General features: G+C 56.9%; 25 protein-coding genes. 8 read left to right on the top strand and 17 right to left on the bottom strand.

Annotation, left to right across the window (positions count from 1 at the left end; all coding sequences use genetic code 11):
- Window positions 1–504 precede the first annotated feature (504 nt).
- Complete coding sequence (locus tag BM113_RS21370; RefSeq protein WP_089790107.1) at window positions 505–1,551, top strand: restriction endonuclease; 1,047 nt, start codon at window positions 505–507, stop codon at window positions 1,549–1,551.
- On the opposite strand, the gene BM113_RS21365 is transcribed toward BM113_RS21370, so the two are convergent.
- The 4 genes from BM113_RS21365 to BM113_RS21345 all read right to left on the bottom strand — a co-directional run bounded on the left by BM113_RS21365 (window position 1,548) and on the right by BM113_RS21345 (window position 6,257).
- Window positions 1,548–2,531 carry a DNA-methyltransferase gene (locus BM113_RS21365; protein ID WP_245758153.1) on the bottom strand — a complete coding sequence of 328 codons (984 nt, stop codon included), beginning with the start codon at window positions 2,529–2,531 and terminating at the stop codon, window positions 1,548–1,550. The genes BM113_RS21370 and BM113_RS21365 overlap by 4 nt on opposite strands.
- Window positions 2,532–3,227: 696 nt before the next feature.
- The gene (locus BM113_RS21355) at window positions 3,228–5,399 is read right to left on the bottom strand and encodes a DNA primase family protein (RefSeq protein ID WP_089790101.1); all 2,172 of its coding nucleotides are present in this window, start codon (window positions 5,397–5,399) and stop codon (window positions 3,228–3,230) included.
- A gap of 370 nt (window positions 5,400–5,769) precedes the next feature.
- Window positions 5,770–6,024, bottom strand: a complete 255-nt coding sequence (locus tag BM113_RS21350; protein ID WP_089790099.1) for a hypothetical protein — start codon at window positions 6,022–6,024, stop codon at window positions 5,770–5,772.
- Window positions 6,021–6,257 carry a hypothetical protein gene (locus BM113_RS21345; protein WP_089790098.1) on the bottom strand — a complete coding sequence of 79 codons (237 nt, stop codon included), beginning with the start codon at window positions 6,255–6,257 and terminating at the stop codon, window positions 6,021–6,023. Before BM113_RS21345 ends, BM113_RS21350 begins: the two co-directional genes overlap by 4 nt.
- A gap of 289 nt (window positions 6,258–6,546) precedes the next feature.
- On the opposite strand from BM113_RS21345, the gene BM113_RS21340 reads away from it, so the two are divergent.
- Window positions 6,547–7,557, top strand: coding sequence for a tyrosine-type recombinase/integrase (locus tag BM113_RS21340; protein WP_089790096.1), 1,011 nt, complete (start codon window positions 6,547–6,549; stop codon window positions 7,555–7,557).
- Between the two features lie 12 nt (window positions 7,558–7,569).
- Here the strand turns inward: BM113_RS21340 and BM113_RS21335 are convergent, their stop codons facing one another.
- The 3 genes from BM113_RS21335 to BM113_RS21325 all read right to left on the bottom strand — a co-directional run bounded on the left by BM113_RS21335 (window position 7,570) and on the right by BM113_RS21325 (window position 9,299).
- A complete protein-coding gene (locus BM113_RS21335) occupies window positions 7,570–8,100 on the bottom strand; it encodes a PIN domain-containing protein (RefSeq protein WP_089790094.1) in 531 nt (176 codons plus the stop codon).
- An 11-nt stretch (window positions 8,101–8,111) separates the two neighbouring features.
- Window positions 8,112–8,696 (bottom strand): DUF7437 domain-containing protein, encoded by a 585-nt coding sequence (locus BM113_RS21330; RefSeq protein ID WP_089790092.1) that lies wholly within the window; start codon window positions 8,694–8,696, stop codon window positions 8,112–8,114.
- A 207-nt stretch (window positions 8,697–8,903) separates the two neighbouring features.
- Window positions 8,904–9,299, bottom strand: coding sequence for a CopG family ribbon-helix-helix protein (locus tag BM113_RS21325; protein WP_089790091.1), 396 nt, complete (start codon window positions 9,297–9,299; stop codon window positions 8,904–8,906).
- Between the two features lie 103 nt (window positions 9,300–9,402).
- Here BM113_RS21325 and BM113_RS21320 point away from each other — a divergent pair, with 103 nt between their 5' ends.
- A complete protein-coding gene (locus BM113_RS21320; protein WP_089790089.1) occupies window positions 9,403–10,233 on the top strand; it encodes a HoxN/HupN/NixA family nickel/cobalt transporter in 831 nt (276 codons plus the stop codon).
- 228 nt (window positions 10,234–10,461) lie between these two features.
- On the opposite strand, the gene BM113_RS21315 is transcribed toward BM113_RS21320, so the two are convergent.
- From BM113_RS21315 to BM113_RS21305, 3 genes are all read right to left on the bottom strand, one after another.
- Window positions 10,462–11,928, bottom strand: a complete 1,467-nt coding sequence (locus BM113_RS21315; RefSeq protein ID WP_089790087.1) for an amidohydrolase family protein — start codon at window positions 11,926–11,928, stop codon at window positions 10,462–10,464.
- Window positions 11,929–12,083: 155 nt separating this feature from the next.
- Window positions 12,084–12,428, bottom strand: a complete 345-nt coding sequence (locus BM113_RS22820) for a hypothetical protein (protein ID WP_245758152.1) — start codon at window positions 12,426–12,428, stop codon at window positions 12,084–12,086.
- A gap of 308 nt (window positions 12,429–12,736) precedes the next feature.
- A complete protein-coding gene (locus BM113_RS21305) occupies window positions 12,737–13,123 on the bottom strand; it encodes an SHOCT domain-containing protein (RefSeq protein ID WP_089790084.1) in 387 nt (128 codons plus the stop codon).
- A 177-nt stretch (window positions 13,124–13,300) separates the two neighbouring features.
- Here BM113_RS21305 and BM113_RS21300 point away from each other — a divergent pair, with 177 nt between their 5' ends.
- Complete coding sequence (locus BM113_RS21300) at window positions 13,301–14,686, top strand: permease (protein ID WP_089790082.1); 1,386 nt, start codon at window positions 13,301–13,303, stop codon at window positions 14,684–14,686.
- 159 nt (window positions 14,687–14,845) lie between these two features.
- Window positions 14,846–15,295 carry a universal stress protein gene (locus BM113_RS21295; protein ID WP_089790080.1) on the top strand — a complete coding sequence of 150 codons (450 nt, stop codon included), beginning with the start codon at window positions 14,846–14,848 and terminating at the stop codon, window positions 15,293–15,295.
- 12 nt (window positions 15,296–15,307) lie between these two features.
- Here the strand turns inward: BM113_RS21295 and BM113_RS21290 are convergent, their stop codons facing one another.
- Together BM113_RS21290 and BM113_RS21285 are read right to left on the bottom strand one after the other, a co-directional pair.
- Window positions 15,308–15,703, bottom strand: a complete 396-nt coding sequence (locus BM113_RS21290) for an SHOCT domain-containing protein (RefSeq protein ID WP_089790079.1) — start codon at window positions 15,701–15,703, stop codon at window positions 15,308–15,310.
- 27 nt (window positions 15,704–15,730) lie between these two features.
- On the bottom strand, window positions 15,731–16,291 hold the full coding sequence (locus BM113_RS21285) for a DoxX family protein (protein ID WP_089790077.1): 561 nt from the start codon (window positions 16,289–16,291) through the stop codon (window positions 15,731–15,733).
- A 114-nt stretch (window positions 16,292–16,405) separates the two neighbouring features.
- On the opposite strand from BM113_RS21285, the gene BM113_RS21280 reads away from it, so the two are divergent.
- The 3 genes from BM113_RS21280 (at window position 16,406) to BM113_RS21270 (ending at window position 19,443) form a co-directional block, all read left to right on the top strand.
- Window positions 16,406–16,756: an ArsR/SmtB family transcription factor gene (locus tag BM113_RS21280; protein ID WP_089790075.1), complete on the top strand. Its 351-nt coding sequence runs from the start codon at window positions 16,406–16,408 to the stop codon at window positions 16,754–16,756.
- 3 nt (window positions 16,757–16,759) lie between these two features.
- Window positions 16,760–17,035: a DUF7521 family protein gene (locus tag BM113_RS21275; RefSeq protein WP_089790073.1), complete on the top strand. Its 276-nt coding sequence runs from the start codon at window positions 16,760–16,762 to the stop codon at window positions 17,033–17,035.
- Between the two features lie 392 nt (window positions 17,036–17,427).
- Complete coding sequence (locus tag BM113_RS21270) at window positions 17,428–19,443, top strand: heavy metal translocating P-type ATPase (protein WP_089790071.1); 2,016 nt, start codon at window positions 17,428–17,430, stop codon at window positions 19,441–19,443.
- 276 nt (window positions 19,444–19,719) lie between these two features.
- Here BM113_RS21270 and BM113_RS21265 read toward each other — a convergent pair whose 3' ends face one another.
- From BM113_RS21265 to BM113_RS21245, 5 genes are all read right to left on the bottom strand, one after another.
- Complete coding sequence (locus BM113_RS21265) at window positions 19,720–20,190, bottom strand: hypothetical protein (RefSeq protein WP_089790069.1); 471 nt, start codon at window positions 20,188–20,190, stop codon at window positions 19,720–19,722.
- Window positions 20,191–20,218: 28 nt separating this feature from the next.
- Entirely contained in the window at window positions 20,219–20,548 is a 330-nt protein-coding gene (locus BM113_RS21260) for a hypothetical protein (protein WP_089790067.1), read from the bottom strand.
- A 47-nt stretch (window positions 20,549–20,595) separates the two neighbouring features.
- The gene (locus BM113_RS21255) at window positions 20,596–21,753 is read right to left on the bottom strand and encodes a tyrosine-type recombinase/integrase (RefSeq protein ID WP_177209255.1); all 1,158 of its coding nucleotides are present in this window, start codon (window positions 21,751–21,753) and stop codon (window positions 20,596–20,598) included.
- A 1,144-nt stretch (window positions 21,754–22,897) separates the two neighbouring features.
- Window positions 22,898–23,086, bottom strand: coding sequence for a hypothetical protein (locus tag BM113_RS23065; RefSeq protein WP_089790063.1), 189 nt, complete (start codon window positions 23,084–23,086; stop codon window positions 22,898–22,900).
- A gap of 172 nt (window positions 23,087–23,258) precedes the next feature.
- On the bottom strand, window positions 23,259–23,969 hold the full coding sequence (locus tag BM113_RS21245; RefSeq protein WP_394327727.1) for a minichromosome maintenance protein MCM: 711 nt from the start codon (window positions 23,967–23,969) through the stop codon (window positions 23,259–23,261).
- Window positions 23,970–24,110: the final 141 nt, after the last annotated feature.

Below are 24,110 nucleotides of genomic sequence, written 5' to 3'. Positions count from 1 at the left end.
TTGTCGTGCACAGACTCGCCTCCTCATCCCTTTCAGAAAGTTACGCCGATAAGCGGTAGCTGTCTCTCGGTTCCCAGCTAAAGTGAAGACGAATACGATATTGAGTATCAAGATGAGGAGTTACCGGCTCTTCTGGAATTAGCTAAACAGTACGAAGGCCGCCCGTACGAATTCGATGACGCTATCCAAGATCTATTTATTACCAACGAAGACCGGGCTCCAAACGTTCGATACGGCCTTGCTCCACAGGGCTATGGGATTGTCGACGAAGACTTTGAGTTCACAGAGTTAGGCAAAGAGCTATACAAGCTACGTGATGACTCTGACGCCCTCTATGACCGGTTCGCCCAGCATATTCTTCGGAATCTTCACGGACTCAAAGGTATCGAGATCGTTGAGGATTTAGAAGCCCAGGGACGAACCACGCAGAATGACGACCTGAAACGAGAGTTCCGTGAGCAGTACGACCTCCATATTGACGAGACGAGTAACCACTGGTCACAAATGCGGGCGTGGCTGAGTAAAGCCGATATCGTCAATACAAACACTGAACACTACAAAATCGACCGTACCCGGATTGAGGAACTAATCGGCGTCGGGACAGACGACATCTTAGAATTAGACAGTCTGGATGAGGGCCAGCAAGCGTTTCTCCGGGCTCTCGCGCTCATCGATCCAGACGGTCGAATCAAGAATAAGGTCGTGAAACAGGTCGCAGAAGCCGCTTACGACGTCGAAATCAGCCAGTCGAATATCAGTAAACGAACGCTCAACCCGATTGAAGAAGCGGGATACATCGAATGGGAGCACGTCGACGGGAAAGCGAATTGGGTTGAGACAACCGACCAGTTTGACGCCGACGTCCTGAAACCGATCCTCGAGGATCTCGCCGAACGCACAGGCGTCCCCCGTAGCGTTCTCCGCCTCTCTATTGGGGAGGTTCTAGACGATCTCGACGCTGATAGCACCCACGACAAGGGCGTCGCCCTGGAGACACTCGCTGTCAAGATCGGGCGGCTCCTCGGCCTGAAGTTCGTCGGGTGGCGAGTGAGAGGACGGAAAACCGGTGGCTCAGAGGTTGACGTCGTCTTTGACGATATTGGGGAGCTATTCAATCGAGTTCAGGTACAGTGTAAGAATACAGAGAATCAGATTCAGACGAAGCATATTGCCCGCGAAGTGGGGATCTCGCGGATGCTGCAAACGAATACCGTACTAATGATAGCGAGAGGCGGTGTTTCCGGTGATGCGCGCCAATTCGCTACGCGGCTAATGCGCCAAGAAAACGTCGCGGTGATGTTCCTCACGGGAGAGGACCTCGAGGAGATCGACGAGGACCCGACTCACCTCCATCACGTTCTGCGCGGCGAGGCACGCCGAATTAGCAACCTGAAACGGCTGGGTGAATCGGAATACATCGACCGAGAGGATGAAGAGAGTCACGCTGGACGGGACGAGGAGGACGTCCTCGAGGAGTACCAAGAAGAGATTGACCAATTCCAAGAATCAGTCGAAGACGCTTCCCTGATGGATTTTAGTGAAGAGAGCTAATCGTTTGGTTCGACATCCGCGAAGTCTCCGAAGTCCGACTGATCGTCATCGTACATCATCTTCGCCTCTTCCTTCGTCACAAAGCGGAACTGTGACGTTTGGAGGTACTGCTCTTGAATCTCGAAAGCTAACCAGTTACGGTGCATCTGGCTCGCTGTCTTTCCGGTGAGATTCGAGCCGGCGAAGATATCCAGCACGACCGGTGGATCTTCGTCGTCATACGGCGGGTTCGGCGTAAGGAACGGGATGAAAAACTCCGGAATATCCCGAGGGAAGCGCGCTGGATGGGGATCTACGTCTAACTCACGACAGACGTTGAGATAGTGCGTATTGCTGGCTGTGTTGGCTGCTTCAATGAGATTCGGCGGGATTGAACCCTCTCCGTTCTCCGGGCTGTCGAACTTATCGCTGATATCGTGGCCGCTCGGCCGTTTCTTGTCCTTATACCCGTTCTCCATCAGTTCCTGCTGGGATTCGCTGTAATCCTGCAGCACACGGGTATTATCGGCTTCTGGCCGTTCGCCTTCGCCTTTGCTGAACCACCAGACGTGATTCACAGCGTCCGTTACCCGAATCCGCTCGATCGTCACCCACTGTGCCGGGGTAGGAAGCTTCGCCGGGTTGTACCAGTAGAAGTCCTGAGCTAGTTCAAATGGACCGTCTGAACCGGCTAAGTCGGTGAGTAGCTCAAAGTGATAGGTAGACCGGTAGGGCTCGCCTTTCTGCCAGCCTCCCCCGATATCGACGACAAATGAGCCGTGAGGTTTGAGGGCTGGTTTCACCTTCTCGGCGAATTGCATAAACCAGTCATTGTAGTCCTCTGAGTCCTTGTTTCCGTACTCCTTCTTCCGATTCAGGGCGAAGGGCGGAGAGGTGAGCACGAGATCGATGCTCTCCTCCGGGAGTTCGTCAAGAAGATCGAGACTGTTGCCCAGGTACGCGGCTCCGCCGTCTGCCGTGTAATAGGGCTCGGAGTCCATCAACCGCGTTACTTGGGGTGCTTCACTCATTAGCGTAGTTTCTGCGGGTTCAGTAGTGGAACGTGCCATAGATTACTTAAGCCTTCGTCACTCCGACTGTTATCGCGCTGTCTGTCGATTCTGTGCTGAGACGCATATTCTATCTATTACTGTTATCATATCGATTTAAGATAAGTGTTTCTTACTTGAGCTGAAACACCAAGGGAAGTGACACTTGTATGAGCTGAGGTATTTCGGCTTTGTACCGCAATTTGGGCCTATAGTATTTGAATCAAAATACGCATCTCCGACCTTCATCGTACTATATCTCCCTGAGTCCCCCACCTAAGTATTTTCGTAAGTAACTCGCCGACCAATTTCCAATCCGATACCAGAAGTAGGGGGGTTCGTGCACCGGAACCTATTGGTAAATCCCCATCGTCGCTTGGTGGTCCATCTCCGGTCCGTTCTTGTCGTTGGTAAGCTGTCGGAGCATATCCCACGCAGCGGCGTCCGTCCGCCACAGCCGCTTACCTCCGCCTACGGGACGGATTACGCCCCGACGCTTCGCCTGCTCGAGGATCGGCTTACCAACGCTGACCTCCGACCACCGCCATCGGCAGCTTGGATCCGGGAGCTTCGACAGCTCCCGCTGGTGGGCCCTAAACCAGTGGGGATCACTCCGGTTGTCGTAGCAGGCGGGATTGCTGGACATCGTTATGTCGGCCTCCAACCGTCGCCGTCAGGGTCGTGGATATCGCCCTGTTCGGCGAGCTTCTCGAGCGTCGCGGTGACTGTCTCCGGATCATAGTCGTCGGCGAGCGCTGCGGCGAGCGCACCGTCGCCGGCAGGTGCCATCTCGTCGACCGCCGTCTGGACGTCGTCGATCCGCTCAGCTTGCGTCGGCTCGTCGCCGTCGTCAGCCGCGTCGTCGAGTCCCGTCTGCTGGCCGTCAGCGGGCTCCTCAACGACCGTAATCGACGACTCGGGGATGACCTCGATCTGCTTAGTTCCGTCGTACTCGCCGGCTTGCGCACGGATGATCTGAATGGTCTTGCCGACGTACTGCTCGAGATCGTGGTCGCCGTCCCAGTCGATCACATCAACGACGTCGAAGCCCGCGACGAGTTGGATCTTGGTGCCGTCGCCGATCTCGGAGACACCCGACTCAGAGACCGTCCCCTGGACGGGCTTCGGGAGTGTTTTCGTCGCGGTGCCCTCGAGGATATCTGAGATCGGCGTCTGTGACACTTCGCCGTCTTCATCACCGTTGTCGGCGTCGCTGTCGCCGCCGACCTCACAGTCGGCCGGTAGGTACTCCTCGGCCGTTTCCTTCCACGCAACGCGCTCGAGGACCTGGACGCGATCACCGTCACGGCGTGGCCGGGAAGTCTCGACGTCTAGGGTCGTTCGCCTCAACTGCCGCCAGAACGTCTGATTAGCGACCGGCTCCTCGCCATTAGCCTCGCAGTACCGTGTATAGGCGCTGTAAATCCGATCCTTCCGGATTTGGTCGAAGCTATCGGTTGTGTTGGTGAGACAGTCGACGGCGAAGGCCTTGATGTGGTCGGAGTGTCGCTCGTAGAGGTCGAGTCGCTCGTCGGGGTCCTCCGGAAGCGAGATATCGCCGTGTTCGCGGAGCCGGTCGAGCCCATCGAGGGCCCGGTTGAGGATTCCGGAAAGCTCCTCGTCGGTCGTGAGATCGTCCTCGAGTCCGTACTCTCGCTGTTTCTCGTTCAGGTCGGCGGGGTCGTCGACGAACCGATACGGGAGGTAGACCGGGGCGAGCCGACGCTTGACCGCCCATGTCCGTTCGCCGAGAACCGGCGGGCTGTTGGCTGCAAACATCAATTTCGCACGGTTCCGGAAATCGAACGGATCCTGATTCTTCTTCTCAGCCGGGACCATACCGCCACCGCTCAAGTCCTTAATCGTCCCCATATCGTCGATTTTGCGCTGTGGGAGGTCCTCGGCGATATTCGCCATCTTACCAACAAGCCGCGCGCTCGAGAATCGATTTTCTGCGAGCCGTTGGAGCGTTTCGCTCGAGGTATTCTCTTCTCCGAGCAGGGCTCGCACGACGCTTAGCCAGGTGCTCTTGCCGTTCGCACCGCCGCCGAACAAGAAGAGCACGTACTCATACCGATAGTCGTCGAGGAGCGCGTTTCCAAGCAGTTCGTTGAGCGTTTTCGCGTCGGCTTCGCGCCGGGTGATCTCGTTGGTAAACTCGTCGTACGTGTCGGGTTCGGCGTCGGGGTTGTACTCGACGGGGAGCCGATTGGTAAACCGATACTCTGGGTCGTGTTCGTGTAATTCGCGCGTTTCGACATCCAACACGCCGTTTTTCACACAGACGAGTTGAGAGTCGTGCTCGCCCGCGTTGAGCTCGTCGCGGTCGACGACGTGTTCCTTGAGTCGGCCGAGTATCTCGCGACGTTCGTGCTGGGAGTAGTACCGGCCGAGTTCGGCGTCGAGTTCGCGGCCGATATCGTACTCGGCCCCCTCCTCGTAGATCCCCGTGTCCCCGTGGTAACGATACAGGGTATCGTCGTCGCCGCGCACGGCCATTAGGTCGTAGCGCTCTCGGAGCACGGTGACGGCCGCGTATCGGCCGTCCTCGTTATCGAGCATCCCGTAGCACCGCCGGACGTCGGCCCACGTCTCGGCGTCCTCTGGGTCGAGTGAGGAGCCGCTGTCATCGCTCTCATCGGCTCCGTCGTCGGAGCCGTCGCTGGGACCGTCGTCGTCGACGTCGCGCCAGCTACCACTGTTGTCGTCGCTGTTGAACATCGATGCCGCCTCGTCCCGATCGGGGAGCTCGGAGCCGTCGCCGTTCGGGCTCGGCCGCCGTCGCGAGCGCCGCCGTCGTCGGTCGTTGTTCTCGGTCATTGTCGCGTTGGTAATCTTCTGGGCTGTATCTCACAGCAGGGAGTGATTGGTAAGGACTGGTCAAGGCTGGTCAAGGGCCGATTTCGATACCCTTGACCACTATCGGACCACCTCAACCGCTAAGCTGGCTGATTTCCAACCCCTAACCCCGGTGGTCAAGGTGGTCAAAGCAAATCCTCTATATGTGGAATAGTAGAGGAGTCTACACAACGTGTACGCACACACGATATGTAGACGGTTTCCCTTGACCGCCTTGACCACAGGTGACTGATCGCCGATTTCGTCCGGTTCAAGTCCTCTATCCCGTTCCTTGTGGTCAAGGGTATCAGGTACGCCCCCTGACCACCCCTGTCCAGTCAGATCACGTATACTAATCATTGGACGTCGTCACCTCCGTCGCATCCAGCTCGCCGTGAGTATCGCAGCGGAAGCCGCCCGACCGGGCGTAGTCGACCGGCCGGCCACAGTAGCAGCACCGGAGTCCGTCCGGCCGATGGTCGGCGATCGCGCCGGCCAGGGGCTCGTCGTCGGCCGCGTGCTCGTGCTCGAGGTCATCGATCGTCGGTCGGCCGTCAAGCTGCCGGACGACGTTGGGCGCGGAGAGACCGCTGTACGAGGTGCTCATCGGCCATCACCTCGAGGAGCGATCGAGAGCGGCTCACGGCCGTCGCGGTAGCACGGCCAGCAGGGCACCGGCGCGTCGATCTCGTCACACCGACACTCGAGATCGAGGACTTCGTCGTCGTCGAGGATCGGCTCGAGGTCGCCACCTTCACCGCCGTCGTTGTGGGCTTCGGCTGGTACGGCCATCTCGTCGTAGGTCTCGGTCCAGCCGGCGCTGGGGGACGATCGGCTCATTGGTAACCCCCTCCGTTGGTTTTGAGATTCGCAAGACTGCGCGGGTCCGCAACCCGTCGCAACTTGGTATCAGATTTTTCGGGGGTATTTCGACATTCGTCTTCTGCCGATTTCTCGGCTATAGACGTCTCTTCGGGCTGTTCTGGGTTAGTCGCAAAACGAGCGGTTTCTGAGTGGGCGCTGCAGGCTTGCTTTCGACCGACGAAAGCATCGCCCTCTCACGGTTTCCACCGTTTGAGGCGCAACCTGTAAAAGGTTCCTGATAGGTTCTGGATCGCCACCACGAACCATGAGTCTGGAACCAATCGAACCCGACACCGCGTTGGAACTCTACCTCGCGGACAAGGACAACGAACTCGCCGACGCTTCGCTCGAAGCTCACGAGTACCGTCTCGGCCACTTCGTCCGCTGGTGCGACCAGCAGGACATCGAGAACCTCAACAACCTCAGCGGGCGGCAGCTTCAACGCTACCGCGTCTGGCGACGAGACGAGGGCGACCTCTCGCCAGTCTCCGAGAAAACCCAGATGGACACCCTCCGCGTGTTCATTCGCTGGCTCGAGACTGTCGATGGCGTCGAACAAGACCTCAGCGAAAAAGTTCTCTCGCCGGACATCACTCCCGAGCAGAACGCCCGCGACGTGATGCTGGACAGTGACCGCGCCACCAGCGTACTCGCTGAACTCGAGAAGTACCACTACGCGTCGATCGAACACGTCACGATCGCGCTTATGTGGCACACTATGATGCGCGTTGGGTCCGTTCACGCCCTCGACCTAGAGGATTACTACCCGGACGAGCAGTACCTAAAGGTTAGACATCGACCTGAGACAGAGACGCCCATCAAGAACCAACGGGACGGCGAACGACTCGTCGCTCTCTCGGACGACCTCTGTGAACTCCTTGACGACTGGATCGAGAGCCAGCGCCGCGACGTCAAAGACGAATGTGGCCGGGAACCTCTCTTGACGACTGCACAGGGCCGTCCCTGCAAATCGACGCTCAGAGTGTACGTCTACAAGTGGACACAGCCCTGTCGCTACGACGGAGAGTGCCCGCATAATCGAGACCAGGACGAGTGCAAAGCGACCGAACGCGACCATCTCTCGAAGTGTCCGTCGTCGGTCAGCCCCCACGCGATTCGTCGCGGGAGTATCACGCACAGTCTGAACAACGACATGCCCGACAAAGTCGTCAGTGACCGGGCCAACGTCAGCCAAGAAGTGATCGATATGCACTACGATCGGCGTACAGAGCGCGAACGGATGGAACAGCGAAGGGACTACCTCGACAACCTATAATACGACGACGAATCAAGCAATTTCCTCGATCAACTCGAACCCATTTTTGAACTGAACGCGTTCGTCAAACCCGTTTCGTGAGAGCGCCGAAACGATACCTTCGCCGGCGTCGATGTCGGTCGTCACGATGCACGCGAATTCGATGTCACCGGCGTCGAGGCGTTCTACCGCAACGGCCGCGAGTGCAGTGTCCGCTTTCTCAATCTGGTCTTCCCGTCGGTTCGACGACTGTGCGATGTGCGTTCGTACATCGTCCATCACCCGTGCCACAGTGCTGTTCGTATAGTCGGGTTCCTCGGCGACCGTAACCCATCCTGTGTCAATCGCGCTGTTGATAGGGGTTTGACCCGGTGTACTTCGATTTGGAGCGCCACCGAGTTCATCGTACACACGTTGTGGGATCACGAACGAGAGATCGTTCCGCTGGGCGAACCGCTCGAGGGCTGTGTATTTATTGTTTTGCTGGCGTCCACAGGCCACAAACAGTCCCGTATCTGCGACCCAGACGACGCTCTCTTCGATCGGATTGAAAGACCTGTTCATCTATCAAACCGTTAGTCCTCCGTCTCAGCCGGTTGGTCGCGGGCACTTCGAATGTCGTCAAAGTACGGATCGACCGTCTGCATGTCGAGTACGACTTCTCGAAGGGCTTGCAAGACAGCAATGGCAAAGGCGGGCTGGAAATCTAGTTCTCGGGCAGCCACTCGCTCCGACATCTTGCCTTCGGCGTACGGGATTGCGTACGTGAGTGCGGCCGCGAGTTTTCCCAGCCCATACTTTTCGATCAGGAGATTGAGATCCTGATCCTGCGGCGAACGACCGAAAGCCTCGATGAGGGTTGGGGTTACCGTGTATTCGTCACCGTCAAGGTTAGCGGTAAGCGTGATCGGCACCGCCGAATACGTGTGTGTCTTCTGCTCTTCGTTGCGCGTCAGTACCCCAAGATCAACGAGCGTTCCAGTGTCTGAATACGCGGTCGTCCGTGGTGTTTCCAGAGCGTCGACGATGTCGTCGATGGTGAGTTCACCCTCCCGAAGGATGAACGTATAGAGCCGAGCCAGTCGCGGCTCTTCTAAGAGCTGGGCGACCGATAGGAGGCCGTTGACGGCTCGCTCGGGGTCCCCGGCGGCTTTCGACATACAATTCATAATTCGTGTATTGAGTAATAACGTTTGGGGACCAGGAGCAATAGAAACTGGGTAGTGATCGTGGAGAGAGGACGCAAGTTCTCAATAACCGTAAAGGCGCTCGTGATCAAAACCTCTGTATTTCTGGTCTAGCACCTCTTGGGTTATAGACAGGTAGTGCACATAGCGAGTGTACCTTTCGGGTATTCTGGCGGTTCGTCAGTCTTCGCCGTCCCGGATGACCATCACCTTGACCCGGTTTACACCGTCAAAGTCGCGGAGTCGGTAGGTGAGGGTACGTACCTGCTTGGCTGGCCCTCGACAAAATAGCGATTCGAGGCACCATTCCCCTTGGTGCGTATGACTCGTATTGAGGATAACATCTTGATACTCGTGTTGGACTGCATGGAGTTCCTGTATCACCTTGTGGTGGCGATAATCAAAGGCGACGAGCGCGACGATCTCCCCGCTTGTCTCTTCAAGACGGGAGTGAGACTCAATATACTCCAGCATAGCTTCTCGAACCGCTCGGGACCTGTTTTCGAGGTCCTGTTCCTTCCAGACTCGGTCGAACTCTTCGATGACTTCGTCTGGAATATTGAAACTCGTTCGCATAGGTAGTGGCTCGTCGGGGTTCTACAAGAGGTTCTCGTATGACGATGCACCCATTTCGGTATTAACAACCGTTATTCACGGCGGTAGCAGAGTCTCAGTCAGGATGTTATACGGCGAAGCACTCGGTCTCTTCCTCGGGGCGGTTGTGCTCGGCGCCGTTCACGGGATCGAACCGGGTCATGGATGGCCCGTCGCCGCCTCGTACGCGCTCGACCAGACGAACAAGTGGGTCTACGGGTTCGCGGCGAGTCTCATCATCGGCGTCGGCCATCTTATCAGCAGTATTGCGATGGTAGGAGTGTTCTTCTACGCGAAGGACTACTTCAACCTCACGCAGGTCAACGAGCCGATGACGATATTTGGTGGTATCCAAATCGGTGGACCGGTCAGTCTGATGGCTGGTGTCCTCCTCATCGTGCTTGGGATTCGTGAATACTTTCACGGGCATTCTCATGACAATCACGATGATGACGGCCACTCCGATCATCACAGCCACGACCACCAACACGATATGAACGAGCCTTTTAGCCATTCTCACGAGCAGGGCCATTCGCACGACCACAACGCTGGACTGATCTCTCGTTTGAAAGGCTTCATTCCCTTCGTCGGTGGGCACTCTCACTCACACGAGGACCCCAAAGAGACCGCTGACCGTGGCCTCCTCGGTATCGCGTGGTTCGCATTCATTCTCGGGTTTGCCCACGAAGAAGAATTCGAGATTATTGCGCTCTGCGCCGGGTCAACCCACTGCCTCGAACTGATGAGTGCGTACGCCCTCACCGTCATCGCGGGGATCGTCGGACTGACGATGCTGTTGATTGCAGGCTACCAGCACTCAGAGGAGAAGGTCGAGCAGTACACGCCATACCTTCCAGCGTTCTCCGCGGCGATCCTCATCATCATGGGAGTTGGTTTCATCACCGGAGTCTTCTAATTCGGCTGTTCAATTCACAGTCCCGACCTCGCATCTTATCCAATCAGTTTCCACTGCAATTGTTGCCCTAGATCGCCCCATACAGAGACGAAAACGACCTCACAGCAGGCGAGGCGTGTATGTGGAATCCCGACGAAGGAAGCTATTGCTAATCTAATGAATAGTTAGATTCGCAAATTCCCGCGTCTGTGTATCCGTTCTTATTGGCGCTCTGCAATCACATTCGGATCAAAACGGGAACCTGTCCCTGACCGACTGGAACGCGAGGCGGCCAAGCAACTGGGCGGGACCGCGCTTCGGCAGGTCGCGGGCGACATCCATAGCGCCTGGCGGCTCGCTCACCCCAATGCCGAGTTTCAAATCCGTCTCTGACTCGAAGCGGTCTACCGCGGTCTCGACGCAGTCGCGCACCGCTTCGGCATCCATCGTCTTCACTTCGCCATCTTGCATCAGCACGTTGCCGTCCACAATGACCGTTTCTACGTCTGCGGGCGCCGCGTTGTTGGCGACCTGCGCCGGGATGTTAGTCAGCGGCGTGAACTTCGGTTGTTCGACATCAAGTAGGATGACGTCGGCCCGCTTGCCGGGTTCGAGGCTGCCGATCTCGCCACCGACGTCGAGTGCCTCTGCTCCCTCGATGGTGAGCATCCGTACCAGTTCCATAGAGTCATACTGGCCGGCCGACCGCTTGAGATTCGCCGCGAGTCGAGCCTGCCGGGCCTCGCCGAACATACTGTACGAGTCGTGCCAGTAGTGGTCATCGACACCCAGACCGACATCGACGCCTGCGGCGCGCAGTTCCGGGACCGGCGTCCACTGTGCGTCGCCGTCCGTGTTCCAGTAGCAGAAGATGGACGGACAGTGTGCGACCGACGCGTCCGCGTCGGCAGTCCGCCGGATGTCCTCGTCGTCGGCCAGTCGGAAGTGGGCGGCCACCAACCGGTTGTCGAGGAGGCCAACGTTGTCGAGGAGGTCGAGCGAGTCTTCGGCGCCGTTCGACCGCGCCATTTTGTTGCTCTCCTCAAGTTCAAGTAGGTGAGTGTGAACGAGCAGATCGGGGTACTCGGCGGCGAGATCAGCGGTGCGCTCCCACAGCTCGCGCGTACACGACCAGTCGTCGTGGGGGTCGATTGTCGCTCGAATCCGTCCGTCGTACGTGTCGTGGTACTCGTCGATGAACCTGCGGGCACGGGCGAACTGCTCGTCGACGGGAACGTCCCAGAAGAGGTCGGAGAGTGCCATCCCGAAGAACCCACGGAGGCCCGCCTCACCGAACGTCTCGGCGCCCGCGCTCGGACGGACGTCCATCGAGTTGACGGTGGTGACGCCGCCGGCGAGGAAATTGAGCGCGGCGAGTTCGTACCCCGCCTCGGTGAGGTAGTCGTACTCGCCCTCGGCGATGTGGCCGAAGATGGCGGTCATTCCGCTCATCATCTCCATCAGATCAAGGTCGCTGAACGCGCCGATCAGCGGCGTCAGCTCGAGGTGAGTGTGGGCGTTGACCAGCCCCGGCATCACGAGTGTGCCCTCGCCGTCGACGACGCGGGTCGCATCGATGTCCGCATCGTCGTCTCGGGAGGCTCGTACCTCGGTGATGCGACCATCCTTGATGAGTACCGTACCCCGTTCGTAGAGCCGATTTCGGTCATCGACTGTGAGGACGTATGCGTCGTGAATCGCGATGTCAGCCGTCATTTGCGCGTACTATTCAGATATTTATCTAATTGCTATTATTGGTGCCCGTTTTCACCCAGTTGAGAGCCGAGGTACGGTCGGAGAGTTAGAAAAAACCGCATCTCGTCTGGAGTGATCGGCTAAACCGGGGGTGATCACGCGCCATTGGTGGACGTTCAGGTGACTGTTTGCGTCGTTCGTCGGTACCCCTCGTACACAGCTGGCAGTCCGAGGGGAAGTGCGAGGAGCCCAAACCCGAGAAGGACGTACCCGGCCCCCTTTCGTCGTCGTACTGCAAAGATCGTCGCGACGATACCGAAGAGTGCAATCACGTAGGCGGTATTACTCCAGATCACGTCGTACGAGGAGCAGTACAGCCAGCAGACGAACGTATAGGAGGGGGCATTCCACGTCGGCGGATGGAGTTTCGGCCAGAAGAACCGACAGTACGTCGTCCAGCCAACCATCGCCAACGTGGGGAGACTAGCGAGCCACAGCGTCGATCCGAATGGCGTCTGCATTCCGAATCGTCTGTACCCAGCGAGGAATAACGACGGAAACCCGATAATCCACAGCCAGATTCCGATAGTATAGCTTACTGGCCAGTGCTCAATCCGAGGCTGCTCGAACGGCAGTCGAAGTGACTCCGACAGCGTCGCCCACGGGAACGAGGGGTCTGGCACCGGATTCGTGATGAATGCGACCAAGCAGAGTCCTGTTCCAATGAGCAGTCCGTAGAGGCCCAGCGTCGTGTATCGGTCGAGCCAAGCTGGGAGCGAGGGTTGGCCAGTCGTGTAACGGCGGTCAGGTGTCAGCGTCATCCTTCAGGTCAATCCTGACGTGATTCCGTGTCGCGTTGGAGAGCCTCCCGTCGCTGTTCGTACTCCTCGTCGGTCAGCTCGCCGCGAGCGTATGCGAGCCGAAGTTCTTCGAGCGCCTGATCTGAGCCACTCTCACTGCCCGTTACAACCCTGTAAATGAGATAGCCACCGCCGACGAGGGCAGCGAGGAACAGGAGTTGCATCAGGATTCCAATGATGAACATCCAGCCCGGTATCGTCCCGTCGCTCCACATTCCACCGCCCCACATCCCGCCCATCATCGGCCCGAATCCCATCATCCCGAAGCCCATGAAGAACATCGGGAAGATGACGAACGCACCGAAGATAATGAGGAGAATCGTGACCAAGCGTGTGTCCTCCGTATTTTCAGGCATATATGTCCCTCCGTGAGTCAGCCTCTAGTGTCCAGTACGTGGTCATGGTTCAATGCGATTACGCCTTCGAACCCTCTACAATCCAACCGTACAACTTTTGAATCCATAGTCAAGGGGGCTCTGGAGAGAGGGATATTAACGGGAACTGCAATAGATGATGCTTACGTCGATACAACCATGCAGGCGACGATGATTGAGGGAGTCTTCGAATCCCTCCGCATCGGTGTTGGATTTCTCTGGACGGCGGCGTGGGCGATCATCATGGGGCTCACGATCACGAGTCTCGTCCAAGTCTACGTCTCCAAGGAGCGAATGGCCCAGGTCCTGGGTGATGGTGACCTGAGCAGCCTCACGAAGGCGACCGCCTTCGGAGCGGCGAGCAGTGGGTGCAGTTTCGGGGCCGTCGCCATCGGGAAGGGATTGTTCAAGAAGGGTGCCCACGTGGTGAACTTCTTGGCGTTCATGTTCGCGTCGACGAACCTCATCGTCGAGCTCGGGCTGATGATTCTGCTTCTGCTGGGCTGGGAGTTCCTCGTCGCGGAACTGCTTGGCGGTCTCATCCTCATCGCCGTGATGGCGGTCATCGTCCATCTCACGCTTCCTGAGAACCTCTTCGACGAAGTCCGGGAGACGCTCAACGAACGCGACCGCAAATCGGGCGTCACAGAAGATCCGACCTGTGGGATGGAAGGCAAAGACGAGTATTCCCTCACCACTGACGGCGGTGAGACGCTAAAATTCTGCTCGGAGGGCTGTATGGAGACGTATCTCCAAGAGACATCGAGCGGTGGTGGATGGCGCGAGGAGTTGCTGTCGTGGGGTGGTTGGTACAAGGTCGGGAACCAGTACCGCAAGGAGTGGTCGATGATATGGAAGGACGTCATCGCCGGCTTCCTCATCTCCGGATTCGTTATCGTCTTCGTCCCGCAGTGGGTCTGGAATACGCTGTTCATCCAGGGTGATGGGCTCCTCGTGACCGCCGAGAACGCGATTATGGGTGTCGCCATCGCTGTCGTCAGCTTCGTCGGCAGCATGGGGAACGTCCCGTTCGCCGTCGCTCTTTGGGGCGGCGGAATTAGCTTTGCCGGCGTCATCGCGTTCGTCTACGCCGATCTCATCACGATTCCCGTGTTGAACGTCTATCGGAAATACTACGGCTGGAAGATCATGCTGTACATCCTCGGCGTCTTCTTCGTGACGATGGCATTCACGGGATTCCTCATGGAGCTGTTGTTTGACGCGCTCGGCATCGTTCCGGACTTGGCCGGCGGAGAGACAGCGTCCGAACAGACGTACTTCGAACTCAATTACACGTTCTATCTCAACCTTGTTGCCTTCGCACTCTCGGGCTTCCTGTTGTACGTATACCGCCGTGGCCTCGGTGCGCCCGGCCAGTACCGTGACCCCGTCTGCGGCATGCGGACCGACGACAGCGAGCCAGCTGCGACACACGATGGCGATACGTACTACTTCTGCTCTCAGACCTGCAAGGAGACCTTCGAGGAGGAACCGGACGACTACGCCACCGGACATCCGATGGTGATGGAGGGACACGACCACTAACGGCCGTTTCACCGAAAATTCATCGCTGTACAGAGAACCGTCCATGGTTCCCATTTGAGGGGAGCCGGTGACTGAAGGGCCTCGGATTCGTTCGTAAGCCTCCCGTGTACCGGGAATCAGAACCCAATTTTATTGTGTTCATCCTTGAAATCCGAGTGAATGTACGACCGGATTCTACTTTCGACCGATGGCACAGTCGCGTCTGAACAGGCTGAAGCACACGCCCTCAACCTCGCAGTCACTCACGACGCCACCCTCCACGTTCTCTACGTTGTCGACGAGGATGTCGTGACTGCGTACAGCGGTGACGAGTACGTCGACGAAGCCGAAAGTCCTGAACACGGCCTCGAAGAACACGGGGAGGAAACGCTCTCAGAACTCCGTCACCGAGCATCGGAGGCCGATGTGGACATTGAGACAGTGGTGCGACACGGGTACCCCGCTGAGACCATCGTGGAGTACGCCGACGACTGCGAAGCAGACCTGCTCGTACTCGGGACCAAACGCCGACCAGAAGAATATCGTGCCCTGCTCGGGAGCGTCACCGACCGTGTCCTCCGATTGACAACCCGCCCAGCGACCGTCGTGAAGACTGAGGTGAGCGAGTAGTGAACGAACGGTCTAACGGCCGTCGTCAGACGTGAGACGAACTCGACGGCGGTCAAACTCCTCGTCGTCGATCTCGCCACGAGCGTACCGCTCCTGAAGGATTGCAAGTGCGCTGTCTGCACTGCGACCGTCCGTTTGGGATCGAATAGCCAGCCAGTAGATGAAATAGACTGGGATGGCGACAAGGAGTGCCATCCACAGCAGGCCGCCCAGCATCATCCCCCAACCCCAGACGCCCAACCCGGCCATGTGGCCGTCGTTCCACATTCCGTCGTGCCAGTCCCACATCATTGCATCCGGGACAGTTGCGTGCGTTAGAACCATTCCACCGACGACGGCCAGCGTCAGCGCTCCGACTACGATGAGTCCCAGGGAACGGATACCGCGTGATTTTGTTGGATTTTGCATAATTGTACTTCCAAAATCTCGGCGTGGTTAGCCGAGGATGTATTCGAGGACGGGGTAGCGCTCGACGAGCACCTGACCACCAATCTCGTACTGTTCGATGTACTTGTCGAGTCCGAGGATGCGGCCAGCGCCGAACGCCGCGACCGCGAGGAACACGAGCATGTACGCGAAGTCACCGTTGATGAACCCGTGAGCCATGTCCCAGTTGCCGAAGTAGAACATGAGCATCATGAGCGCGCCGAAGAACGCTGCGAGGCGAACGAACGCGCCGACAAGCAACCCGAGACCGATGAGCAACTCGCCCCACGGGACGGCGATATTGGCGAACTCCACGAACCACGGCGTTGAGCCCATCCACGCGAACATCTCCGCGAGGGGATTGCCGTTCGTCGCGGCGACGTTCGACAGGTAGCCGCCGGCGGCGAACTCACCGGTGAGCTTCGTGAACCCCGAGTACGCGAACGCATACCCCATCATGAGACGAAGCGCGAGGACGAACCACGCGCTAAGGCTGTGGACTTTCCCGCCGACGGTCAGTCCGCCGACTTTGCTCTCGAGTTGGTTCGTGCCGGAGTCGAGTGTGGACATAATTATTGCACCTTCAACTACCAGTAGGCGAGGAGAGACGATATAATAGCGAGTCGGCGTTCTGAGTCAGAAAATCGGTAGGCTATATTACCTTCCTGTCACGAGTAGGGACGTGTGACTGAGGACCCCGATCCGGCAGACATCTTCGCCACCCTCGATGATAAGTACGCGCGCGACATTCTCGTGGCGACGAAGACGGACCGGCTGTCCGCGAAAGAACTCAGTAATAAGTGTGATATGTCACGCCCAACTGTCTCCCGCCGCGTCAGCCGGCTAGTCGAGCAAGGTCTCCTCGAGGAGTACACGCACGTTGATCCGGGAGGACGGCATTACAGCGAGTACGAGGCACGCCTCGAACGCATCGAAGTCCTCCTCCAGGCTGAAGGCTTTGACATCCAGATCGATGTCCGGCCAGACCCTGCTGACCGGATCACATCCATCTTCGAAGAGATGCGGGGAGATTGACTCATGGAACACACATTATTCGTCATTGCTAAGCTGTTCACGACCGCGCTAGCACTGGTTATTGCGTACCAAGCCTATCGTGGGTATCAACGGCATGGCACGCAGTTACTCCTGTACGTCACGCTCGGCTTTGCACTCATCGGACTTGGAGGCCTTCTCGAGGGCGTGCTCTTCGAGGTCCTCCAAGTGTCGATCTTCGAAGCTGGATTCGTGGCGGCACTCGTCACCGCAGCGGGGATGCTGTCCATCTTGTACGCCCTCTATGCCCCAAATCCTTGAGTCTCTAGACGGTATCGTTGGTACAGCGAATTTTGAGCGCTATCTGATTAAGACTAATGCCGCTTCAGCCGTGAATCGCTAGATTCAGCAGATACGGCATCTCTCGATTGATTCTTATCAGCTTGTTTAGATTACATGTTATCTCACATAGGCCTTCACGTTGAAGCATGCTCGGATAAAATAGTCCGGTAATGGACGACGAATCCCAAAGGGCGACTGACGAGACTGACCATACACACCACGGCGAGGACGCACATAGCGGGCACGACGAATCACATACTGAGAGGCGGAGTGAGCAATCTCTCCTCGAAACGGAAGCCGAATCACAGTCAACGGACGAAGCGGACCACGGCACACACAGTCAGCACGATGACCACGACGGTCACGGTGGGATGCACGAAGGCCACGAGCAGATGTTCCGCCGGCGCTTTTTCATCTCGACACTCCTGTCGATCCCCGTTCTCCTGTACAGCGAAACGCTGCAAGAGTGGCTTGGATTCTCTGTCCCGGCGTTTCCGGGCAGCGAATGGATCAACCCGGTGTTCGCCGTTGTCGTCTTCGCGTACGGTGGGATTCCATTCCTCCAGATGGCGGTACCGGAACTGAAAGACCGGGCGCCGGGGATGATGACGCTGATCTCAATGGCGATCACCGTGGCGTTCGTCTACAGCCTCGCGAGCGTCGTGTTCCCGACACAGTCGGCGTTCTTCTGGGAACTAGTCACACTGATCGACATCATGCTGCTCGGTCACTGGATCGAGATGCGGTCGGTGCGACGAGCCTCCAGCGCGGTCGACGAGCTGGCGAAGTTGATGCCCGACACCGCCGAGCGGATCACCGACGACGGTGATACCGAGGAAGTGCCGGTGAGCGAACTCTCCGAGGACGACCTCGTGCTCGTCCGGCCAGGCGCGAGTGTTCCTGCCGACGGCATCGTCGAAGAGGGTGATTCAGACGTCGAGGAGTCGATGATCACCGGAGAGTCGAAGCCGGTCTCGAAAGAACCCGGCGACGAGGTCATCGGCGGGACGATCAACGGCGACGGCAGCCTCCGCGTGCGCGTCGGTGCGACAGGCGAGGAGACGACGCTCGCAGGCATCATGCGACTCGTCGAAGAAGCCCAGCAGAGCAAGTCCAAGACGCAGGTGCTAGCCGACAGAGCGGCCGGATGGCTGTTCTACGTCGCGCTCGGGGCGGCAGTCGTGACAGCCATCGCGTGGACAATCGCAGTATCGTTCGACGCTACAGTCATCGAACGAGTCGTCACGGTCCTCGTCATCGCCTGCCCGCACGCGCTTGGGCTCGCGATTCCACTCGTTGTTGCGATCAATACGTCACTCGCGGCGCGCAACGGGATGCTCGTTCGCGACCGGATCGCGATGGAGGAGGCACGGAACCTGGACGCCATCATCTTCGATAAGACGGGGACGCTCACCGAAGGCGAGCACGGCGTCGTCGACATGGTGACCGTTGACGGCGTCGCCGAAGACGAGGCACTCGCGCTGGCTGCGGCTGTCGAAAGCGATTCAGAGCACATGATTGCGCGGGCCATCCGCGAGGCCGCTGAACAGCGTGACCTCACTGCTCCTGATGCGACCGATTTCGAGGCGATCAAGGGAAGGGGCGTCCGAGCGAGTGTCGACGGGAACGAGGTGTACGTCGGCGGGCCGAATTTGTTGACCCAACTCGATAGCGAGGTCCCCAACCATCTCCAGCGCTTCGCCGACGAAGCCGGCCAGAACGCACAGACCGTGGTGTATCTCGTTCGCGAGAGAGAGTTGGTTGCCGCGTTCGCAATGGCCGACGTGATCCGCGAGGAGAGCTACGCGGTCGTCGACGCGCTTCACGACCTCGGTATCGAGGTGGCAATGCTCACCGGAGACTCCCAAGATGTCGCAAACGCTGTCGCCAATGAACTGAACATCGACACAGTGTTCGCGGAAGTCCTTCCTGAAGACAAAGACAAAAAGGTTCAGGAACTTCAAGACGAGGGGAAGCTCGTGGGGATGGTCGGCGACGGAGTGAATGATGCGCCTGCACTGATGCGAGCCGATGTAGGGATTGCGATCGGGAGCGGGACCGACGTCGCCGTCCAGTCGGCCGACGTGATCCTCGTCCAGAACAATCCGATGGACGTCGTCCGCCTCGTGAAGTTGAGCCGAGCGAGCTACCGGAAGATGCAGGAGAACATCGTCTGGGCCGCCGGCTACAACGTCTTTGCCATCCCGCTGGCCGCGGGTGTGCTCGCGCCGATCGGCATCCTGCTGTCGCCCGCGGTCGGCGCGCTGTTGATGTCGCTCAGCACGGTCATCGTCGCGATCAACGCACAGTTGCTCCGGCGCGTTAATCTGTCTCTCCCGAACCTACCAGAGGCGGCACCACCCACTGACGCTCAAGCCGCCGATTAAAATACAGCTCCAATCGGAGGAATTTTCATCAGTCTGGATTCCCTGTTTCGATTAACGACGGAACCGATAGGGTGTTCCTGGGTGGACTAGACACGACATTGAACTAGGATCTGAGTTCAATTGTCTACAACAGACAATTGAATCACAGCATTCCAGAAGCGCCATACATCAATTCTTAGTCTAACTGATCGAAATTACCCGGTCGCTTGGACCACGGGATTTGCAGCTTACGTATTTTCGAGAGAGTTGAACTACCTTGGCGACCGAGTGACTATGTTAGTCTACTGCCTCGATAGCCTCACTCTCGCTGATTTTCTCGTGGTAGAGCCGACCGCTCTCAATAGCTGTCACGCGGTAGTACCGATGCTTCCGGTTGGTGTGGCTGGCGCCACTGACCTTGATAACATCTCCGCTTTCAAGGCCAGAGACATCCATGTGGTAGTCGCCGTCGATCTGCTGTTTGTCGAGCCATTCGCCGTCCACGCCGTACTTGTTGTGCAGACCCGTGACGCGAAGGATCCACGGTTTGACGGCCTTCAAATTAGGGTGGGCACTCAGCTCTCGCCAATTAACCCACTGATCGTTGACGAGGTCGGTAGTGCGGCTATCGGTGAGATCAACGTCCTGAGTTCGCTTTTCGAGTTCGGTCTCGATCTTGTCGCGAACCATCTCAAGCTGTTCAGCTGATAGCTGTTCGATGTCGAGTTCGTTGATCAAGTTCTCACTAAGAGTGTCGTCAGTAGTCATGTTTTGGCAAAGGATCGAAGTTACTGAGTTAGTTGGACTCCTGCTGAGCTTGTTTCACGTACCTGTACTGGTTCAGGAGCTTTGGCTCCCAGTTGAGCAGGTCGTTGAGTGTTTCGAGCCCACGCTTCTCGAGATAGCGGGTAACGACGTCAGCAAACTCTACGGCGGTGTGAGCGTCCGCTTGGGGATTGTAGTCCCGAGCTTCGGCGTAGACCTGTCCCGGGACAATTAGCGACTCATCCCAGTCGTCTTGGAGCATCACCAGACGCGCTCGGAGAGCTGTATCGAACAGCGTTTGGTCCGACTCTCCGACTGGTTCTCCAAGGAGCTCAGCTTCTAGATGGACGATGTCGGCCATATTCGGTCCAGAAGCGTCTTCTTCTGAGGGATGTCCGCGGTCCATGGTTAGCCCAGATACCCCCCTTGGCTGTCGCCATAGACTTCCTCGTAAATTTCCTGACGCAGCTCTCTTCGATCGGTCTTGTTACGCTGATCGTAGTGCTTCTTGAGGACTTCTGGACTGACGTCGCAGCGATCAGCCAGCATTTCGATCGGGATGTTGTTCGCCCTCTCAGCGGTCAGGTAGCCCTTCCTGACGGTGTGAGTTGATAGAGAAGACGGGCAGGAGGAAGCGTTATCGATGGTTTGTGCATCTTCGCACTTGGCCGGATCACGGCCGTGTGGACAGTCCTCGCCGATTTCGCACGGACGAGTCCACTTATAAATGTACTTGCTGATCGTCGACTTTGCCATTCGACCGTGCGTAGTTGTGATCAGAGGTTTGCGACCGTAGTCGTCAGTTGCTTCGGTACGGTTCTGTTCGACGTAGTCGTCAATGATTTCTGCGACCTCTTTGGAGATGTTCACTTCTCGCTCTCCAGCTTTCTTGTTCTTCAGCGTCGTCCCTTGATCAGGTCGGTGGTGGAATTCGATGAAGAGTTCACTGCGATCGGTGTGGATGTCTTTCAGGTCAAGCGAGTGGACGCCGCCTCGACGGCAGCCTAAGGCGCCGAGCAGAAGCCAGACGACGTGTTCGGTCGTTGCATACTCGTAGTCTTCCAGATACTGGATGATTTCCTTCGCGCGGTCTGCCGACAGGTGTTCTTCCCGGACTTCGTCTTCGTAGCTGAGCTCTGGGGTCTGGACTTTATCGGCTAGGCCCGCTTCTACTCCTTCGATGTCCTCGAGGAACTTGAGGAAGTTCCTCATTAGGTACAGCTCGTCCCGCATCGTCTTCGGACTGAGCGTCTTGTGTGACGACTCAGTCCGCCGCCAGGCTCGATATTCGCGCAATGTCCGGCCGGTGATCGTGTTGAGGTTGTCGATTCCCTCGAGACTACAGAACTCGATAAAGAACTCCAAGCTCCGCTTGTAGTCCTGAACCGTCGATTCGACGAGCCCCTCACGACGGTCTTCCAAGTAGACTTCTACTGCCTCTTCGGGCCCGATCGGCTGGAGCGTACTTCCTTCATCGAGTTTCTGGCGGATCGTGTCTAGTTCAGAGCGAATCGTGTCTAGGTTTTCCGCGTTGTCAGCTGCTCCATGGTCTGGTTCGACGCCCACGTTATAACCACCCCCGTTCTGAGTTCGACCGTCCATTCGTCGCGGGAGCTGTTCCGCTGTAGACCGGGGATTTATTGATTTGCGAGCGATACTCTGCTCTAGGCGCGTACGTGGCTTGCATTGGTGGAGTGCGCGCTTCGTTGCCGGGCGTGGCATCGCCCGGCTGTACTTCACGACGACGAGCAGTTGTCGTCGTCGGGAACGATCCAAGAGTTGGTGAGAGCAATGACCGTATTAAACGCTGAGCATTTTATCCAAAATCTCAAAGGGAGATTGTTCTCGTAAAACAACGTTCATAGCCACAATAGCGAGAGTTTTGAGCGATATTAGATAGTTCGTCCAGACGAACTATATCGAACGATTTAGAACGTCTCTTCGAAGACGTTTTCAAAAATGTCTGGAGGGCGGCCACAACAAGTTGACGACGACCAGATTCTCGAATGCTTCTTGGAGGCAGACAGCCCCGTTCTCACGACGGCAGAAGTTGCAAGCGATCTCTCAATAAGTCAGCGGGCTACATTAGACCGTTTGTCCTCATTATACCAGCGAGATATACTGGTGGAGAAGGACATTGGCCAATCAGGTTGTGTTTGGTGGCTTAAAAGCCTCACTTGGAACTACCCGTCAATCGATCAGGATCACTCAATCGTTTCACAATTAGATCCAGAGAAACCACATGGCGAGCGTGCTGCGGTAGATGACTGGACAAACATGGATCAATATCTCCTTATGCAACCAGAAGAGCGATATGAGCCACGAGTACAAGAACGACAACGCGCAGTACGAGCAGCAGATGAATACCTCTCTAACAAAGGACGACCTGTATCTAAGCGAGAGTTCATTTACGACGTCTGGCCCAGTCACCAAGCTGGATATGAGACACCAACTACGTGGTGGCAGGAATTAATCCGGCCTCACTTTTCGGCTGTCGATGTTATACAACTGACTGACTCGCAAGAATGGATGCATAAGAACCCATAGAGAGTCTGAGTCTTCATTTTAGTAACCGAGAGTAGTCAGAGGCGCTCTGAATCAATAGTGAGGTTTGTTTGCTTCGTGTAGTGTGCTGAGGTGTGAAATCGTTCAAACCCGAACGCATCAATACCGGTGATACCGTTGACCGGTGAATCCGTGAGCGAGACGTTCAGGAGAACCCGCCAGACAGCCATCTCCAAGCGGTCGAGCCCTTACAGAACATCGAGGATGCGTAAATCGAGTCAAGATCAAGGACGTCACGAATGCGAGGCATCTCGATGAGTTTGTCCACGAAATCGCGGTGCGTGGTCGTCTTCTTCACTTTCAGACAGAGCAGCACGACGTTCTGGCGGAGCATGAACTGCTTCCGCGAATAGCGTTTCGAGAACTAGGCTACTGCACGGCGCGCCAGCACCATCGCACGTTCGACAAACTGGAGAAGTTAAGATTTCGGAAGACCACCGAACATCACACACACGCTACTCACTCTTTATGTTTCTCAGCAAGGCTTTCAACAAGGCCGTTCTAACTTATGCAACCATAATAACACCGTCTCCCCTTCTGTAGATGCGCCCCTTGCTCTTGAGATGCTGAAGGTCGTGTTTGAGCTTTTCTGAATCAATCGATGTCGCTATGGACTTTAGCTCGTCAAATTCTGCTCCATTTTGGTCCTCAAGTATGGCGAGAATCTTCTCACGACGGGCACGCTGGCTTCTGGTTTGACCCGTTTCAATCACGTCAGCGTCAAATTCTCCTGTTTCAGGGTCGATACCGACTTGTTTCATGGAAGTCTTCACAAGGTCAACCGCACGTTCAACATCCTCTACTCTCACTTTATTATCAAGACGGACGCGAGCAGAAGCCTCAGCAAGCCGTTCAATAGCTTCTTCCTGTCGATAAGTTACTGGGACAGGGTTGTTGTCTTCATCGTTATTCGCGAGACGCAGTTTGAGGAACTCCTCGCGGAGATACCGCCGGGCTGCTTCACTTTCCTCGTGAAGATATGGGTTGCACTCTTCCTTTGCGTAGGCGATGTACGCTCTGAGGACTTGCTTCGGGATTGCTGGTTCGATACTCGCGCGTTCCTCTTCAGACAATTCATCTCCAAGTTCGTTCTTTGCTGCCGCCCGGCGCGATCGCATCATATGATCAACGACTTCACGGTCAGTCTCTTCATCCGGATTGTCACTGACCATAAACATCAGGTCAAATCGACTCATCAATGTTGGGCTGAGATCGATCTGCTCGGCGATCGACTTATAACGGTCGAATCGACCACCAACCGGGCATTGGTCTTTAGCTAAGCCTCAGCGGTCGGTTGGATGGTGGTAGCGAGCTGTTCTTGAAGGATCGGTCGTTGCTTGTGGATCTTCTGAGCGTCT

It is taken from the genome of Natronobacterium haloterrestre, assembly GCF_900112205.1.
Taxonomy (GTDB): domain Archaea; phylum Halobacteriota; class Halobacteria; order Halobacteriales; family Natrialbaceae; genus Natronobacterium; species Natronobacterium haloterrestre.
This window is presented reverse-complemented; position numbering and strand designations above follow the sequence as displayed.